Annotated in this window: 11 protein-coding genes; 8 read left to right on the top strand and 3 right to left on the bottom strand. The window is 70.3% G+C overall.

The genetic code is table 11. From position 1 onward, the window contains the following. Window positions 1-45: 45 nt before the first annotated feature. Window positions 46-2070 (bottom strand): hypothetical protein, encoded by a 2025-nt coding sequence (locus ACIQV3_RS03710; RefSeq protein WP_403709408.1) that lies wholly within the window; start codon window positions 2068-2070, stop codon window positions 46-48. 345 nt (window positions 2071-2415) lie between these two features. Between ACIQV3_RS03710 and ACIQV3_RS03705 the strand changes: the two genes are divergently transcribed. The 6 genes from ACIQV3_RS03705 to ACIQV3_RS03680 all read left to right on the top strand — a co-directional run bounded on the left by ACIQV3_RS03705 (window position 2416) and on the right by ACIQV3_RS03680 (window position 11916). After that, window positions 2416-3951, top strand: a complete 1536-nt coding sequence (locus ACIQV3_RS03705; RefSeq protein ID WP_403709406.1) for a leucyl aminopeptidase — start codon at window positions 2416-2418, stop codon at window positions 3949-3951. Between the two features lie 295 nt (window positions 3952-4246). Beyond that, the gene (lpdA, locus tag ACIQV3_RS03700) at window positions 4247-5635 is read left to right on the top strand and encodes a dihydrolipoyl dehydrogenase (RefSeq protein ID WP_250742547.1); all 1389 of its coding nucleotides are present in this window, start codon (window positions 4247-4249) and stop codon (window positions 5633-5635) included. A 54-nt stretch (window positions 5636-5689) separates the two neighbouring features. Next, entirely contained in the window at window positions 5690-7480 is a 1791-nt protein-coding gene (gene sucB, locus ACIQV3_RS03695) for a 2-oxoglutarate dehydrogenase, E2 component, dihydrolipoamide succinyltransferase (protein WP_403709404.1), read from the top strand. A 209-nt stretch (window positions 7481-7689) separates the two neighbouring features. Next, a complete protein-coding gene (locus ACIQV3_RS03690; protein WP_403710130.1) occupies window positions 7690-8313 on the top strand; it encodes a GntR family transcriptional regulator in 624 nt (207 codons plus the stop codon). A gap of 244 nt (window positions 8314-8557) precedes the next feature. Next, window positions 8558-11242: a pyruvate dehydrogenase (acetyl-transferring), homodimeric type gene (gene aceE, locus ACIQV3_RS03685; protein ID WP_403709402.1), complete on the top strand. Its 2685-nt coding sequence runs from the start codon at window positions 8558-8560 to the stop codon at window positions 11240-11242. Between the two features lie 155 nt (window positions 11243-11397). Then, window positions 11398-11916 carry a DUF4240 domain-containing protein gene (locus ACIQV3_RS03680; RefSeq protein ID WP_266881731.1) on the top strand — a complete coding sequence of 173 codons (519 nt, stop codon included), beginning with the start codon at window positions 11398-11400 and terminating at the stop codon, window positions 11914-11916. 15 nt (window positions 11917-11931) lie between these two features. On the opposite strand, the gene ACIQV3_RS03675 is transcribed toward ACIQV3_RS03680, so the two are convergent. Next, window positions 11932-12702, bottom strand: a complete 771-nt coding sequence (locus ACIQV3_RS03675; protein ID WP_403709400.1) for an SDR family NAD(P)-dependent oxidoreductase — start codon at window positions 12700-12702, stop codon at window positions 11932-11934. Window positions 12703-12788: 86 nt separating this feature from the next. Between ACIQV3_RS03675 and ACIQV3_RS03670 the strand changes: the two genes are divergently transcribed. After that, entirely contained in the window at window positions 12789-13442 is a 654-nt protein-coding gene (locus tag ACIQV3_RS03670; protein ID WP_403709398.1) for a TetR/AcrR family transcriptional regulator, read from the top strand. Between the two features lie 140 nt (window positions 13443-13582). Here ACIQV3_RS03670 and glnA read toward each other — a convergent pair whose 3' ends face one another. Continuing rightward, window positions 13583-14992 (bottom strand): type I glutamate--ammonia ligase, encoded by a 1410-nt coding sequence (gene glnA / locus ACIQV3_RS03665; protein ID WP_403709396.1) that lies wholly within the window; start codon window positions 14990-14992, stop codon window positions 13583-13585. Between the two features lie 186 nt (window positions 14993-15178). Between glnA and ACIQV3_RS03660 the strand changes: the two genes are divergently transcribed. Next, window positions 15179-15646, top strand: a complete 468-nt coding sequence (locus ACIQV3_RS03660; RefSeq protein ID WP_403709394.1) for an RDD family protein — start codon at window positions 15179-15181, stop codon at window positions 15644-15646. Window positions 15647-15807 lie beyond the last annotated feature (161 nt).

The raw sequence follows: 15807 nt of genomic DNA, 5'->3' as shown, positions 1-15807 counted from the left end.
CTCCCGGAGCGTCACGGCATGCGCAGCGTCACGGCATGCGCAGCGTCACGGCATGCGCAGCGTCACGGCGCTCTGGAGCAGCTCGGGAGCCGTCCAGGCGGAGCGGGTACCGGCGTAGGCGGTGCCGAAGTCGGCGGTGCCCAGCAGGAGCTGCTTCCTGGTGCCGGTGGGCGCGGTGAGCGGGGCCACGACTCCGGAGGGCGCCTTGACGGTGACGTCCTTGCCGATGCGGTAGGCGGTGACCTGGTTGGCGGCGACCGCCGCGTTCCAGGCCGCGCGGCGCTGGAGCTCGACGCCGGTGTCCTTCATGCTCTGGTTCACGAGCGGCGCGCTGGGCGCGTAGAGGGCGCGGTAACCGTCGAGGACCTGGTCGAGCACCGGGTAGAGGGTGCGGTCCTCGGCGAGGTTGGACTGGTGGACGTAGTGCGGGCGCGGGTCGTTGTTCAGGACGTGCCGCATGGCGGTCCTGGCCTCGGCCGGAACGATGTAGTCCAGGTAGCCGGTGGTGGCGTCGAGCGGGTCCGGCAGACAGGTGGAGGTGGCGGGGTTGTCCTCGCAGATGCCGCTGCCGCCGTCGGCCCGGCTGGTGTAGATCCAGTTGTACTCGTCGGCCATCTCGGCGTTGGTGCCCGTGTTGTAGTACACGTTCATCGGGTGCCGGGGGACGGTCAGCGCGGCGCCGACCGCCCGCTGCGCGGGCTCGCGGGAGTTGTCGCTGCCCGCCCACTTCACGCCGTTGTCGGCGAGCGCGCCGGCCAGGTTGGGGTTGTCCTGGGGCTGCTGCGGGAGGGTCTTGAGGCCGGAGTGCTCACCGGTGACCAGTTCCGTGCGGTCGGTGGTGATGCCCTTGGCGGCGGCCCAGTTGTTGTTGTCCCGGATCTGCGCGGAGATATCGGCGCGGCTCATGTAGTTGATCGCGCCGGCACTGTTCTTCGTGCAGGTCCACGGGACGGTGGTGGTGTCCTGGACGCAGCCGAGGAACGGGTGGGTGTAGGTGTGGTTCATCCACCGGTACTTCGCCCGGTCGGCGACGAGCTGGGCGGTCAGGGCGTCGACGCCGCCGTTCTCCGCCTTCCACTCCTCACCGGCGCCGCCGTTGAAGAGCATGTCGAGCTTGAAGTTCTTGGACGTCTGCCACTGCGCCGCGTACACGGCATCGGCGGCCGTCATCCGGATCGTGGACTCCTGGCCCTCGCCGCCGGCGCAGGCGTAGTCGCCCGGGGTGCAGTTGAGCTCCTTGTTCCAGCGGGCGTCCGGGGCGAAGACGTCGTCGACGTGGACCGCGAAGTAGTTGCGCTCCTGGCCGAGGTGCACGCCCTGGGTCATCCACTCGACGATGCCCCGGGCCAGCAGGCGGAACTGCTGCTGGTGCTGGTTGTAGCCGAAGGTGACGACCAGTTCGCTGCGCCCGTCGTGGGTGTACTCGCCGACGAGCGAGGCCCGTCCGGAGCCGACCGGGGCGTCGAGGTAACTGGTGTAGCCGGCGCGCGGCTTGGCCATGAACCCGTAGCTCTCGGGGATCAGCGCCGAGTTGTCCTCGAAGGCCACCTGCCCCCCGAGGTAGGCGAAGGGGCCGGCCTGGCCGGCGGTGGTGACGGCCGCCTGCGTGCCGTCCAGGGTGCCGCTGTAGCCGCCGTTGTCGGTGTACTCCAGGCCGACGCCCGGGTGCGCCCAGGTGTACGCGTCGACCTGGCGGATCCCGTACGCCGTCTCGTACGCGGTGAGCGCGGCCATCTCGGCCGAACCCTCCCCGAAGGGGTTCTCGTTGGGCAGCACCACGCCCTGGAACTTGGCGCGCGGCCGCCCGTCGACCGTGTCGGCGAGGAACGCCGCGTTGACGACCGGCCGGCTGCCGCTGCCCAGGTCGACGCGGGTGTACGGAACCCCCGTGTCGCGGAGTTCCGCCGTGATCGCCTCGACCGAGGACCCGCCGTCGTCGACGACGAGCACCCGCAGGTCGATCCGCGGAGTCACCGCGGCCTGCGCGGACGCTCCGGGTACCGCGACGGATGCTATGGCGGCCGCGAGGCAGACGGCGGCGAGCCTGTTCATCCGGTTCTTATGGACCATTTCGGCCTTTCCCCCCGCAGATCCTCGACTTCGGTACGCGGCGTGGGGCCGGACCGGGGAGGCTTCTGTGGAAATGATGCAAAGGAACCCCGCGTCCCCTTGCGAGAGTGGTCCGAGTGTTTCGGACCTCGTCAGGTCCTCGGGGCAAACGTCGGACAGAAGCCACAGATGGGTGAACCTGACGGCCGCTTGATCGAACAACTTGCCAAACCTTCGAGTGACGTGCGGACGAGTACGTGCGCGTAGGCTCGTTTCCGGCGGCCATCGGGCCCGAATACGATCGCTACGGACGGCCGTCCACCCACTCGGCCCACACCACCAAAACGGAAGCGAGAATTCACCACCGTGACTGCTCTGACTCTCAGCACTGCCGGACCGGCGACGCTGCGCGCCGACGCCCTCGTCGTCGGCGTGGCGAAGGGCCCCAAGGGCCCCGTCGTCGCCGCGGGCGCCGAGGCCGTGGACAAGGCGTACGACGGCAAGCTGGCCGCCGTGCTCGACGCCCTCGGTGCCTCGGGCGCCGAAGGCGAGACCACCAAGCTCCCGGCACCGGACGGCCTCAAGGTCCCGGTCGTGCTGGCGGTCGGACTGGGCGCCCTTCCCGACACGGACGAGTCCTACGACGAGGAGGCGCTGCGCCGCGCCGCCGGAGCCGCCGCCCGCGCCCTGCACGGCACCAAGAAGGCCGCCTTCGCGCTCCCCCTCGACGACGCCTCCGCCGTCACGGCCGTGGCCGAGGGCGCGCTGCTGGGCGCGTACGCCTTCACCGCCTACCAGGGCGGCGAAAAGAAGGCCGCCGGCTCCAAGAACGGCGGACCGAAGCAGCCGCTCGCCGAGATCGCCCTGCTCGGCGCCAAGCCGCGCGACAAGGAGCACAAGGCCGCGGCCGAGCGCGCCACGATCCTCGCGACCGAGATCAACATCGCCCGTGACCTCGTCAACACCCCGCCGAACGACCTCACCCCCGAGGCCTTCGCGGCGGTCGCCGGCGCGGCCGCGAAGGAGAACGGCATCAAGGTCCAGGTCCTGGACGAGAAGGCCCTGGTCAAGGGTGGCTACGGCGGCATCATGGGCGTCGGCAAGGGCTCCGAGAACCCGCCGCGCCTGGTGAAGCTCTCCTACACCCACCCCAAGGCGGAGAAGACCCTCGCCTTCGTCGGCAAGGGCATCACCTACGACTCCGGCGGCATCTCCCTGAAGCCGGCCGGCCACAACGAGACGATGAAGTGCGACATGGCCGGCGCCGCCGCCGTCTTCGCCTCCGTGGTCGCGGCCGCCAAGCTCGGCCTCCAGGTCAACGTCACCGGCTGGCTCGCGCTCGCCGAGAACATGCCCTCCGGTTCGGCCACCAAGCCCGGCGACGTGCTGCGCATGTACAGCGGCAAGACGGTCGAGGTGCTCAACACGGACGCCGAGGGCCGTCTGGTCCTGGGCGACGCGCTGACCAAGGCCTCCGAGGAGAACCCGGACGCGATCGTCGACGTGGCGACCCTGACCGGCGCCATGGTGATGGCCCTGGGCGACCGCACCTTCGGCATCATGGCCAACGACGACGCTTTCCGTACCTCGATCCACGAGATCGCCGAGGAGGTCGGCGAGGCCTCCTGGCCGATGCCGCTCCCCGAGGACCTGCGCAAGACCATGGACTCCCCCACCGCCGACATCGCCAACATGGGCGTCCGGATGGGCGGCGGCCTGGTGGCCGGCCTCTTCCTCCAGGAGTTCGTCGGCGAGGGCATCACCTGGGCCCACCTCGACATCGCGGGCCCCGCGTTCCACGAGGGCGCCCCGTACGGCTACACCCCCAAGGGCGGCACCGGCTCCGCCGTCCGCACCCTGGTCCGACTGGCCGAGCGCACGGCCACGGGCGACCTGGGCTGACACCCGGCAGCCGAGCTCCACGCGGGCCCCGGCCGTGATCAGATTTTCTGATCACGGCCGGGGCCTGTTCGCTTCCAACGAAATCCGTAGGTTTCTACGCTGCGGTAACCCCCGGTTCGGGCAGAACGACCTGACCGAGGGCAGGCCCGGCGTCCCGCGTTCCGCCGACAAATGCGAAGATGGGTTCTCGGCAGGACAGGGCCCCCACCACAGGGCCGAAAAAAAGCGGCCGTATACCAGCCGCCGCCCGGTCACAGAGGACCGGTGCCCGGCGCACATGCATGGAGGACGTGACGTGGCGAACGACGCCAGCACCGTTTTCGACCTAGTGATCCTCGGCGGCGGCAGCGGCGGTTACGCTGCCGCACTGCGCGCATCCCAGCTGGGTCTGGACGTTGCCCTGATCGAGAAGAACAAGCTCGGCGGCACCTGCCTGCACAACGGCTGCATCCCCACGAAGGCTCTGCTGCACGCGGGCGAGATCGCGGACCAGGCCCGCGAGGCCGCCCAGTTCGGTGTCAAGGCCACCTTCGAGGGCATCGACATCGCGGGTGTGCACAAGTACAAGGACGACATCATCGCGGGCCTGTACAAGGGCCTGCAGGGTCTTGTCGCCTCCCGCAAGCTGACCTACATCGAGGGTGAGGGCCGCCTCTCCTCGCCGACGTCCGTCGACGTGAACGGCCAGCGCATCCAGGGCCGCCACGTGCTCCTGGCGACCGGCTCCGTGCCGCGCTCGCTGCCGGGTCTGAACATCGACGGCAACCGCATCATCTCCTCGGACCACGCGCTGGTCCTGGACCGCGTGCCCGAGTCCGCCATCGTCCTGGGCGGCGGCGTCATCGGCGTCGAGTTCGCCTCGGCGTGGAAGTCCTTCGGCACCGACGTGACCATCGTCGAGGGTCTGAAGCACCTCGTGCCGGTCGAGGACGAGAACAGCTCCAAGCTGCTGGAGCGCGCGTTCCGCAAGCGGGGCATCAAGTTCAACCTCGGCACCTTCTTCGACAAGGCCGAGTACACCGAGAACGGCGTGCGCGTCACCCTCGCGGACGGCAAGACCTTCGAGGCGGAGGTGCTGCTGGTCGCGATCGGCCGCGGCCCCGTCTCCCAGGGTCTGGGCTACGAGGAGCAGGGCGTCGCGATGGACCGCGGCTACGTCGTGGTCGACGAGTACATGCAGACCAACGTGCCGACCATCTCGGCCGTCGGCGACCTCGCCCCGACCCTCCAGCTCGCGCACGTCGGCTTCGCCGAGGGCATCCTGGTCGCGGAGCGTCTGGCCGGCCTCAAGGCCGTCCCGATCGACTACGACGGTGTCCCCCGCGTCACGTACTGCCACCCCGAGGTCGCCTCCGTCGGCATCACCGAGGCCAAGGCCAAGGAGATCTACGGCGCGGACAAGGTCGTGGCCCTCAAGTACAACCTGGCGGGCAACGGCAAGAGCAAGATCCTGAAGACCGCGGGCGAGATCAAGCTCGTCCAGGTCAAGGACGGTGCCGTGGTCGGCGTCCACATGGTCGGTGACCGGATGGGCGAGCAGGTCGGCGAGGCCCAGCTGATCTACAACTGGGAAGCCCTGCCGGCCGAGGTCGCGCAGCTCATCCACGCACACCCCACGCAGAACGAGGCGATGGGCGAGGCGCACCTGGCGCTCGCCGGCAAGCCCCTGCACGCACACGACTAACCGTCACTGGGCGCGACGACCACTTCCGCACATTCGTTAGGAGCAACTGAAACCATGTCGGTTTCCGTAACCCTTCCGGCGCTCGGTGAGAGCGTTACAGAGGGCACTGTCACCCGTTGGCTGAAGGCCGAGGGCGAGCGCGTCGAGGCCGACGAGCCGCTGCTCGAGGTCTCGACCGACAAGGTCGACACCGAGATCCCGTCCCCCGTGTCGGGCATCCTGGCCTCCATCAAGGTCGCCGAGGACGAGACCGTCGAGGTCGGCGCCGAGCTGGCCGTCATCGACGACGGTTCGGGCGCGCCGGCCCCGGCCGCCGAGGCCCCCGCGGCCGAGGCTCCGGCCGCCGAGGCTCCGGCCGCTGAGGCCCCCGCGGCTCCGGCCGCCGAGGCTCCGGCCGCTCCGGCCCCCGTCGCCGAGGCTCCCGCGGCCCCGGCCGCCGCCGCTCCGGCTGCTGCCGGTACGGATGTCGTGCTCCCCGCCCTGGGCGAGTCCGTCACCGAGGGCACCGTCACCCGCTGGCTGAAGCAGGTCGGCGAGTCGGTCGAGGCCGACGAGCCGCTGCTGGAGGTCTCGACCGACAAGGTCGACACCGAGATCCCCGCCCCGGTCGCCGGCGTCCTGCTGGAGATCCTGGTCGCCGAGGACGAGAACGCCGAGGTCGGCGCGCGTCTGGCCGTCATCGGCGCGGCGGGCGCGGCTCCCGCGGCCGCTCCGGCCGCCGCTGCTCCGGCTCCGGCCGCCGCTCCGGCCCCCGTGGCCGCCCCGGCTCCGGTCGCGGCCGCCCCGGCTCCGGTCGCGGCCGCCCCGGCGCCCGTCGCCGCTCCGGTCGCCGCTCCGGCTCCCGTTGCCGCTCCGGCTCCGGTCGCCGCCCCGGCTCCGGTCGCTCCGGCCGCCCCCGCCGCCCCGGTTTCCGCCGGTGACGAGGGTGCCTACGTGACCCCGCTGGTGCGCAAGCTCGCCACGGAGTCCGGCGTCGACCTGTCCGCGGTCTCGGGCACCGGTGTCGGTGGCCGCATCCGCAAGCAGGACGTCCTGGCCGCCGCCGAGGCCGCCAAGGCCGCCGCTGCCGCTCCGGCTCCGGCCGCCGCTCCCGCCGCGAAGGCTCCGGCCGCCGCGGTGTCCGAACTGCGCGGCCAGACCGTCAAGATGACCCGCATGCGCAAGGTCATCGGCGACAACATGATGAAGGCCCTGCACTCGCAGGCGCAGCTCAGCTCCGTGGTCGAGGTGGACATCACCAAGATCATGAAGCTGCGCGAGAAGGCCAAGGCCGGCTTCCTCGCCCGCGAGGGCGTCAAGCTGTCCCCGATGCCGTTCTTCGTCAAGGCCGCGGCCCAGGCGCTGAAGGCCCACGCGGTCGTCAACGCCCGGATCAACGAGGACGAGGGCACCATCACCTACTTCGACTCGGAGAACATCGGCATCGCCGTGGACTCCGAGAAGGGCCTGATGACCCCGGTCATCAAGGGTGCCGGTGACCTCAACCTGGCGGGCATCTCCAAGGCGACCGCCGACCTGGCCTCCAAGGTCCGCGGCAACAAGATCACGCCGGACGAGCTGTCGGGCGCGACCTTCACCATCAGCAACACCGGCTCGCGCGGTGCGCTGTTCGACACGGTCATCGTGCCCCCGAACCAGGTCGCCATCCTGGGCATCGGCGCGACGGTCAAGCGCCCGGTGGTCATCGAGACCGCCGAGGGCACGAACATCGGCATCCGCGACATGACGTACCTGACCCTGTCCTACGACCACCGCCTGGTGGACGGCGCGGACGCGGCCCGGTACCTCTCGGCCGTCAAGGCGATCCTCGAGGCCGGCGAGTTCGAGGTCGAGCTCGGTCTCTGAGACCCTGTCACGCACGGCGCCCCCGCCCGGACCGCAAGTCCCGGGCGGGGGCGCCGTCGTCGTACCCTGGGGCATTCCGGTTGACGGCTGTAACCAGCCTCACCCTGTGCCTCTGACCAGGAACGCATCGCGACGGGCGGCGCCGCCGTATTGTCTACGCATCAAGGCCCGCACGCCCCTGCACACCTCTCAGGAGATGAAGCCCGATGATCACCCCACCCGTCGTGCACTCGCTGCGCGAGCAGATCCGCGAGCACATCGTGGAGGGGATCGTCAGCGGGCGCTGGAAGCCCGGTGAGCGGATCGTGGAGCGCCGGATCGCGGTGGAGCTGGAGGTCAGCCAGACCCCGGTGCGCGAGGCCCTGCGGGAGCTGGAGACGCTGCGGCTGATCGAGTCGGCGCCGAACAAGGGCGTGCGCGTACGGAACCTGTCGGCGGCGGACCTGGAGGAGATCTATCCGGTCCGGGCGGGCCTGGAGCAGATCGCGGCCGAGCTGGCCGCGCCCCGGCTGGCGTCCGACTGCTCGGCCCTGGAGCCGCACGTCGCGGCCCTGTGGGAGGCCGACCGCAGCGCGGACGGCACGGCCCAGGTGCGGCACACCGTGGGCTTCCACCGGGAGATGGTGCGGGCCGCCGGGAACAGCGTGCTGCTGCACACCTGGGAGTCCCTGGGCATCGAGGTCTTCACGGCCCTGTCCATCCGCTGGCTGGGAACCGTCCAGAAGTCCTACGCCGAAGAGCACGAAGCCCTTGTGGACGCCTTCCGCAACCAGGACCCCGACATCGGCCTGCTCGTGAAGCGGCACGTTCTGGGCTGCGCGCCGCGGGCGTGAACTAGCCGACGCACCCCCGCATCACTGCCCGCCTTGCCCCGAATTGCCCGGCACCGGGTGCCTGTTTTGATGGCACCCGGTGCCGACTTTCTTCATATGGACATTTCTATGTCACATTCATTTGATCGATCATCGATCAGCGCCTTACAGTCATCCGCGGACCCCACCCGGGTCCAACGACCCTGTCCTGCCCGTCAGGGATTTCTTCACCACCTCTCCTTTGTCCGGAAGGCGGCGCACACCGATGTCCGACCCCGTAGGAAAGCTTCCGAGCGAGCTCGACCAGCTCCCGGACCGCGACACCGAGGAGACCGCCGAATGGGCGGCCTCCCTCGACGCCGTCGCCAAGGCCGCCGGTACGCGCCGCGCCGAGTACCTGCTCCGTCGCACCCTTCAGCACGCCGAGGCCGCCGGCCTCGCGCTGCCGAAGCTGCTCGAGACGGACTACGTCAACACCATCCCCACCGCCGCGGAGCCGGAGTTCCCCGGTGACGAGGCGATGGAAGCCAGGATCACCGCGTGGAACCGCTGGAACGCGGCCGCCATGGTGACCCGCGGCTCCAAGTACGGCGTCGGCGGCCACATCGCCACCTTCGCCTCGGCCGCGTGGCTGTACGAGACCGGCTTCCAGCACTTCTTCCGCGGGAAGGAGGCCGACGGATCGGGCGACCAGCTCTACATCCAGGGCCACGCCTCCCCCGGCATCTACGCCCGCGCCTTCCTCGACGGCCGGATCTCCGAGCAGCAGCTCGACAAGTTCCGCCAGGAAGCCGGCGGGAACGGTCTCCCGTCCTACCCCCACCCGCGGCGCCTGCCGTGGCTGTGGGAGTTCCCGACGGTGTCCATGGGCCTCGGCCCGCTCTCCGCGATCTACCAGGCGCGCTTCAACCGCTACCTGCAGAACCGGAGCATCAAGGACACCGCCAACTCGCACGTCTGGGCCTTCCTGGGCGACGGCGAGATGGACGAGCCCGAGTCGACCGCCGCCCTGGCCCTGGCCTCCCGCGAGCAGCTCGACAACCTGACCTTCGTCATCAACTGCAACCTGCAGCGCCTCGACGGTCCGGTCCGCGCGAACTTCCGCGTGGTGCAGGAGCTGGAAGCCCAGTTCCGCGGCGCCGGCTGGAACGTCATCAAGTCGCTGTGGGGCTCCGCCTGGGACGAGCTGTTCCAGCTCGACACCACGGGCGCCCTGGTACGCCGCCTGCGCGAGGTGCCCGACGCGCAGTTCCAGACGTACGCGACCCGCGACGTGGCCTACATCCGCCAGCACTTCTTCGGCGCCAACGCCGAGCTCGTGCAGCTGGCCGGTGTGCTCTCCGACGCGAAGATCGCCGAGTGCTTCCACAGCTCCCGCGGCGGCCACGAGCCCCGCAAGGTGTACGCCGCGTACAAGGCCGCCCTGGAGCACAAGGGTGCGCCGACGGTGATCCTCGCGCAGACCGTCAAGGGCTACACGCTGGGCGCCGGGTTCGAGTCGAAGAACGCGAACCACCAGATGAAGAAGCTGACGATCGACGAGTTCAAGGACATGCGCGACCTCCTTGGCCTCCCGATCCCGGACAGCGCCTTCGCCGACGGCCAGGTCCCGTACGGCCACCCGGGCGCGAACAGCCCCGAGGTCCAGTACCTGAACGAGCGCCGCGCGGCGCTCGGCGGTCCGGCCCCGGCCCGCAAGGTCAAGCACGTGGCCCTGCCGGCTCCGGCGGACCGTTCCTTCGCCCCGCTGCTCAAGGGTTCCGGCAAGCAGGAGATGGCCACCACCATGGCCTTCGTCCGGCTCGTCAAGGACCTGATGCGGGACAAGGAGACCGGCAAGCGCTGGGTTCCGATCGTCCCGGACGAGGCCCGCACCTTCGGTATGGAGTCCCTCTTCCCGTCGGCCGGCATCTACTCGCCGCTGGGCCAGACGTACGAGCCGGTCGACCGCGACCAGCTCATGTACTACAAGGAAGCCAAGGACGGCCAGATCCTCAACGAGGGGATCACCGAGGCCGGCGCCATGGCCGACTTCATCGCCGCCTGTACGTCGTACGCGACGCACGGCGAGCCGATGATCCCGTTCTACATCTTCTACTCGATGTTCGGCTGGCAGCGCACCGCCGACCAGATGTGGCAGCTCGCCGACCAGCTCGGCAAGGGCTTCATCGTCGGCGCCACCGCCGGCCGCACCACCCTGACGGGTGAGGGCCTGCAGCACGCGGACGGCCACTCGCACCTGATCGCGTCCACGAACCCGGCGTCGCTCAACTACGACCCGGCCTTCGCGTACGAGATCGCGGTGATCGTCAAGGACGGTCTGCGCCGGATGTACGGCGAGAAGCCGGAAGACGTCTTCTACTACCTGACGGTCTACAACGAGCCGAAGCCGCAGCCGGCCATGCCCGAGGGCGTGGAAGAGGGCATCCTGCGCGGTCTCTACCGCTTCAACACGGCGGCGGACCTGGCGGAGGCGGCCCCGGCCGCCGAGGCCCCGAAGATCCAGCTGATGGCCTCCGGTACGGCCATCCACTGGGCGCTGGACGCGCAGAAGCTGCTCGCCGCCGACTGGAACGTGGCCGCCGACGTCTGGTCCGCCACCTCCTGGGGCGAGCTGCGCCGCGACGCGCTGGAGTGCGACGAGGCGCTGCTGCGCGGGGAGATGCGCACCCCGTTCGTCACCCGCGCCCTGGAAGGCGTCACCAGCCCGGTGCTCGCCGTCTCCGACTGGATGCGTCAGGTCCCGGACCAGATCAGCCAGTGGGTCGAGCAGGACTACACCTCGCTCGGTACGGACGGCTTCGGCCTCTCCGACACCCGCGAGGGTGCCCGCCGCCACTTCGGTGTCGACGCCCAGTCGATCGTGGTGGCCGCGCTGGCCCAGCTCGCCCGCCGCGGCGAGGTCCCGGCGTCCTCCATCAAGGAGGCCCGGGAGCGCTACGGCCTGTAAGGCCGAAGCGTTCTCAAGCGCATGCGAAAGGCGGTCCGCTCCTTCGGGGGCGGGCCGCCTTTCGCGTGCGCATGCGGCCGTGCGGGGGCCCCGACCGGCCTTTCGCGGCACGCGCGGTGGCGGCGAGGGGGTGTACCCGTAATGCTTGAGCGGTGATGGACGAGACGGAGTTCTGGGAGATGGTCGACCGTACCCGCGAGGCCGCCGAGGGCGACCCCGAGGAACACGCCGAGCTGTTGGTGGAGCGGCTGGCACAGCTCGACCCGGACTCCGTCCTGGACTTCGCGCGGCACTTCGAGTCGCGGTACAACCGGGCGTACACCTGGGACCTGTGGGGCGCGGCCTGGGTGCTGCTCGACGGGGCCAGCGACGACGCGTTCGACTACTTCCGGTGCTGGCTGATCGGCCAGGGCCGGGAGGTCTTCGAGGGCGGGGTGCACGATCCGGACCAGCTCGCGGAGCTCCTCGACGAGTTCGACGAGGAGATCGACGGGGACGGCGAGGAGCTGGGGTACGCGGCGGACGAGGCGTACGAGCAGCTGACCGGGTCGGTCGCGCCGGATCTGGGGATCCCGCTGCAGCCGGCGGAGCCGGAGGGCGCTGCGCTGGACTTCGAGAACGAAGCCGTGCTCGCGGAGCGCTTCCCCCGGCTGTGGGACCGCTTCAGGGGCTGACGCCCCTTCGGCGCCTCAGGCGTGCGTGCCGCCGTCGATGCGGATCTCCGTGCCGGTGATGAAGGCGCCGTCCTCGGAGCCCAGCATGGCGACGACGCCGGCGACCGTCTGCGGGCCGGCGAAGCCCTGGCCGAGGGCCGGGGCGAGCTTGGCGAACAGGCTCCAGTCGGTGTCCTCGGGCAGGCCGGGGCCGTTGCCGGTGGTCATGCCGCTCTCGATGGAGCCGGGCGCGACCGCGACGAAGCGCAGCCCCTGCTTGCTGTACTCGGCGGCGAGCGCGTGGGTCATCGACTGGATGCCGCCCTTGCTGGCCGCGTAGGCGGACATGTAGGGGTGGGCGAAGGACGCCGAGGTGGAGCTGAAGTTGACGACGACCGGCTGGTCGCCCGCCAGCAGCGCGGGGAGCGACTCGCGGATGACCAGGAACGTACCGGTCAGGTTCACCGCGATGATCTTGTTCCAGAATTCGAGCGTGGTCTGGTGGGTGTGCGCGGAGCGCAGGATGCCCGCGGCGTTGACCAGCACGTCGATGCCCGTGAGGACGTCCACGGCGGCGGCCACGCCCGCCTTGACGGCGGCCTCGTCCGATATGTCGAGGACCGCGGTGGTGAGGCGGTCCGCGTGCCCGTCGGCGGCGGCCTGGTCGGCGGTGGCCTTGAGGCCGGCCTCGTTGACGTCCACGGTGTGGACCCGGCCGCCTTCGGAAAGGATCCGGTGGACGGTGGCCTGGCCGATGCCGGAGCCGCCGCCGGTGATGAGGACGCGACGTCCTTCGTAACGGTTCATGGGGAGGAGCGTACTCCCGCGATGGCACGTTTTGCCACCCTGTCAAAACGTGCATTTGCCCCCCTGGGCCGAGGTATCCTTCCCGGGTGAGATCCCCTCGTCCGTACTCGCCCCAGGCCGGCCCCGGAGCCCAGTCGCTGAACGAGCGCCGCAAGGCGGCCACCCAGCTCGACATCGCCCGCGCCGCCTGCGAACTCTTCGCCGAGCACGGCCCCGACGGCACCACCGCCGAGGACATCGCCCACCGCGCGGGCGTGGCGCTGCGCACGTTCTACCGCTACTTCCGCAACAAGCAGGAGGCCGTCGCCCCCCTGCTCGCGGGCGGCGGCGACGCCTGGCGCGCGCTGCTCGCCGAGGAAGACCCCGGCACCCCGCTCACCGAGGCCCTGGAGCGCGCGGTCACCCGCTCCCTCACGGGCACCCAGGCGCTCGACGAGGGCCTGGAGGTCACCCGCGGCCTGCTGCGCGCCGCCACGACCGACGAGGCTCTGCGGGCCGTCTGGTACAGGGTCAACCAGGAGTCCGAGGAGCGCCTGGTCCCGGTCGTCGCCCGGCTCGCCGGCCCGGACGCCGAACCCCTCGCCGTCCGCCTGCTCGCGGCGGCGGCCACGGACGCCATCCGCATCGCCCTGGAACTCTGGTCCACCACGGACACCCCGCCCACGGGCCCCGGCTCCCCCGCGGAACTCGCGATCCGCTGCCTGCGCGACCTCACGGGCGCCATGCCCCTGATGCGCTGACCCGCACTCGTCCCTCACGGGAACGGGCGGACTCCTCCTTCACCAGCGCCGCGCCGCCGCAACGCGGAAGCCCCGCCGCCTTCTCGGAGAAGGGGGCGGGGCTTCGTGAGATCAGTGCGTCAGCACGACCACGGCACGGCTTAGAGGTCGAAGTAGAGCTCGAACTCGTGCGGGTGCGGGCGCAGCGCGATCGGGGCGATCTCGTGGGTCCGCTTGTAGTCGATCCAGGTCTCGATCAGGTCGGGGGTGAAGACACCGCCGGCCAGGAGGTACTCGTGGTCCTCCTCCAGGGCCTTGAGGACGGCCTCGAGGCTGGTCGGGACCTGCGGGACGCTCGCGTGCTCGTCCGGCGAGAGCTCGTAGAGGTCCTTGTCGATCGGCTCCATCGGCTCGATCTTGTTCTTGATGCCGTCGAGGCCGGCCAGCAGGAGGGCCGAGAACGCCAGGTACGGGTTCGAGGACGGGTCCGGGGCGCGGAACTCGACGCGCTTGGCCTTCGGGTTCGAGCCCGTGATCGGGATGCGCATCGCGGCGGAGCGGTTGCGCTGCGAGTACACCATGTTGATCGGCGCCTCGAAGCCCGGGACCAGGCGGTGGTAGGAGTTCACCGTCGGGTTGGTGAAGGCCAGCAGCGACGGGGCGTGCTTGAGGATGCCGCCGATGTAGTAGCGCGCCATGTCCGACAGGCCCGCGTAACCGGCCTCGTCGTAGAACAGCGGGTCGCCGTTCGCCCACAGCGACTGGTGCACGTGCATACCCGAGCCGTTGTCGCCGAAGATCGGCTTCGGCATGAAGGTCGCGGTCTTGCCGTTGCGCCAGGCGACGTTCTTCACGACGTACTTGAAGAGCATCAGGTCGTCGGCCGCGGCGAGCAGCGTGTTGAACTTGTAGTTGATCTCGGCCTGGCCGCCGGTGCCGACCTCGTGGTGCTGGCGCTCGACCTGGAGGCCCTGGGCGTCCAGTTCGAGGGAGATCTCGGCCCGCAGGTCGGCGAAGTGGTCGACCGGGGCTACGGGGAAGTAGCCGCCCTTGTAGCGGACCTTGTAACCACGGTTGTTCTCCTCGGAGCCCGTGTTCCAGGCGCCGGCCTCGGAGTCGATGTGGTAGAAGCCCTCGTTCGCGGAGGTCGCGAAGCGCACGCTGTCGAACACGTAGAACTCGGCCTCGGGACCGAAGAACGCGGTGTCGGCGATGCCGGTGGAGGCGAGGTACGCCTCGGCCTTCTTCGCGATGTTGCGCGGGTCGCGCGAGTAGGCCTCGCCCGTGATCGGGTCGTGGATGAAGAAGTTGATGTTGAGCGTCTTGTCCTTGCGGAACGGGTCCAGGCGCGCGGTGGTGATGTCGGCGCGCAGCGCCATGTCGGACTCGTGGATCGCCTGGAAGCCGCGGATCGAGGAGCCGTCGAAGGCCAGCTCCTCGTTCGGGTCGAACGCGCGCCCCGGGATGGTGAAGTGCTGCATCACACCAGGCAGGTCACAGAAGCGGACGTCAACGAACTTGACGTCGTTGTCCTGGATGTACTGCGTCACTTCGTCGGCGTTCTTGAACATCCAACTCCTCCTACTCCCGACCCCGGGGCAGGGGCGGGCTTTTATAGCTAGTGGTGCGTCAGTGCGGTGCCGCACGCTGACCCGACCATAAGCAGACGGGGTTTCTCAAGCATGACCCATTTGTTTCGCACAAGTTAACCAGGCCCTCGGCGGAACGGCGCAGAGCGGCACCGGTACCGTGTTGGGGTGGACAAGAGGCAAGCAATCGGATCCTGGCTCTCCGGCCCCCGCGAGGCCGCCGAGGAGATGGGTGCCGACTTCGGTTACCCCGGCAAGCAGCTCGGCCTGCCGCAGCAGGGGCCCGGCTCGGTGGCCCGTTTCGGCCGCCGGCTCGGCGCCGTGGCCATCGACTGGCTGGGCTGCCAGCTGATCGCGTACGGCCTGATCACGGGCCGTGACTGGAACGGCTCGGGGAACTGGACCCTGGCCGTCTTCGTCGCCCTGGTGATCCTGACGGTCGGCACCGTGGGCTTTACCCCCGGGAAGCGGATCCTGGGCCTCCGGGTCGTCTCACAGGACGGAGGCCGGCTCGGATTCGGCCGCGTGGTGCTCCGTACCGCCCTGCTCGCCCTGCTGATCCCGGCCCTGGTCTGGGACCGCGACGGCCGCGGACTGCACGACCGTCTCACCCGCGCCGTGCAGATCAGGATCTGAGACGGGAATCCGAGAGAGAACAAAACAGAGGGGCGCCCCCGGGGCGGGGGGGGGGGGGCCCCCCGCGCGCCCCCCCCCCCACCCCCGCCGCCCCCCCCCCCCCCGCCCCGCCGCCCCCGCCCCCCGGGGCGTGGGGCCCGACGGCGCGCCGCGTCGCGAAC

The organism is Streptomyces sp. NPDC099050, assembly GCF_044759865.1.
Taxonomy (GTDB): Bacteria; Actinomycetota; Actinomycetes; order Streptomycetales; family Streptomycetaceae; genus Streptomyces.
This window is presented reverse-complemented; position numbering and strand designations above follow the sequence as displayed.

Coding starts and splice junctions, on each gene's coding strand:
- sucB (WP_403709404.1), top strand. CDS start 5,690: ATGTCGGTTTCCGTAACCCTTCCGGCGCTCGGTGAGAGCGTTACAGAG.
- aceE (WP_403709402.1), top strand. CDS start 8,558: ATGTCCGACCCCGTAGGAAAGCTTCCGAGCGAGCTCGACCAGCTCCCG.
- ACIQV3_RS03675 (WP_403709400.1), bottom strand. CDS start 12,702: ATGAACCGTTACGAAGGACGTCGCGTCCTCATCACCGGCGGCGGCTCC.
- ACIQV3_RS03680 (WP_266881731.1), top strand. CDS start 11,398: ATGGACGAGACGGAGTTCTGGGAGATGGTCGACCGTACCCGCGAGGCC.
- ACIQV3_RS03710 (WP_403709408.1), bottom strand. CDS start 2,070: ATGGTCCATAAGAACCGGATGAACAGGCTCGCCGCCGTCTGCCTCGCG.
- glnA (WP_403709396.1), bottom strand. CDS start 14,992: ATGTTCAAGAACGCCGACGAAGTGACGCAGTACATCCAGGACAACGAC.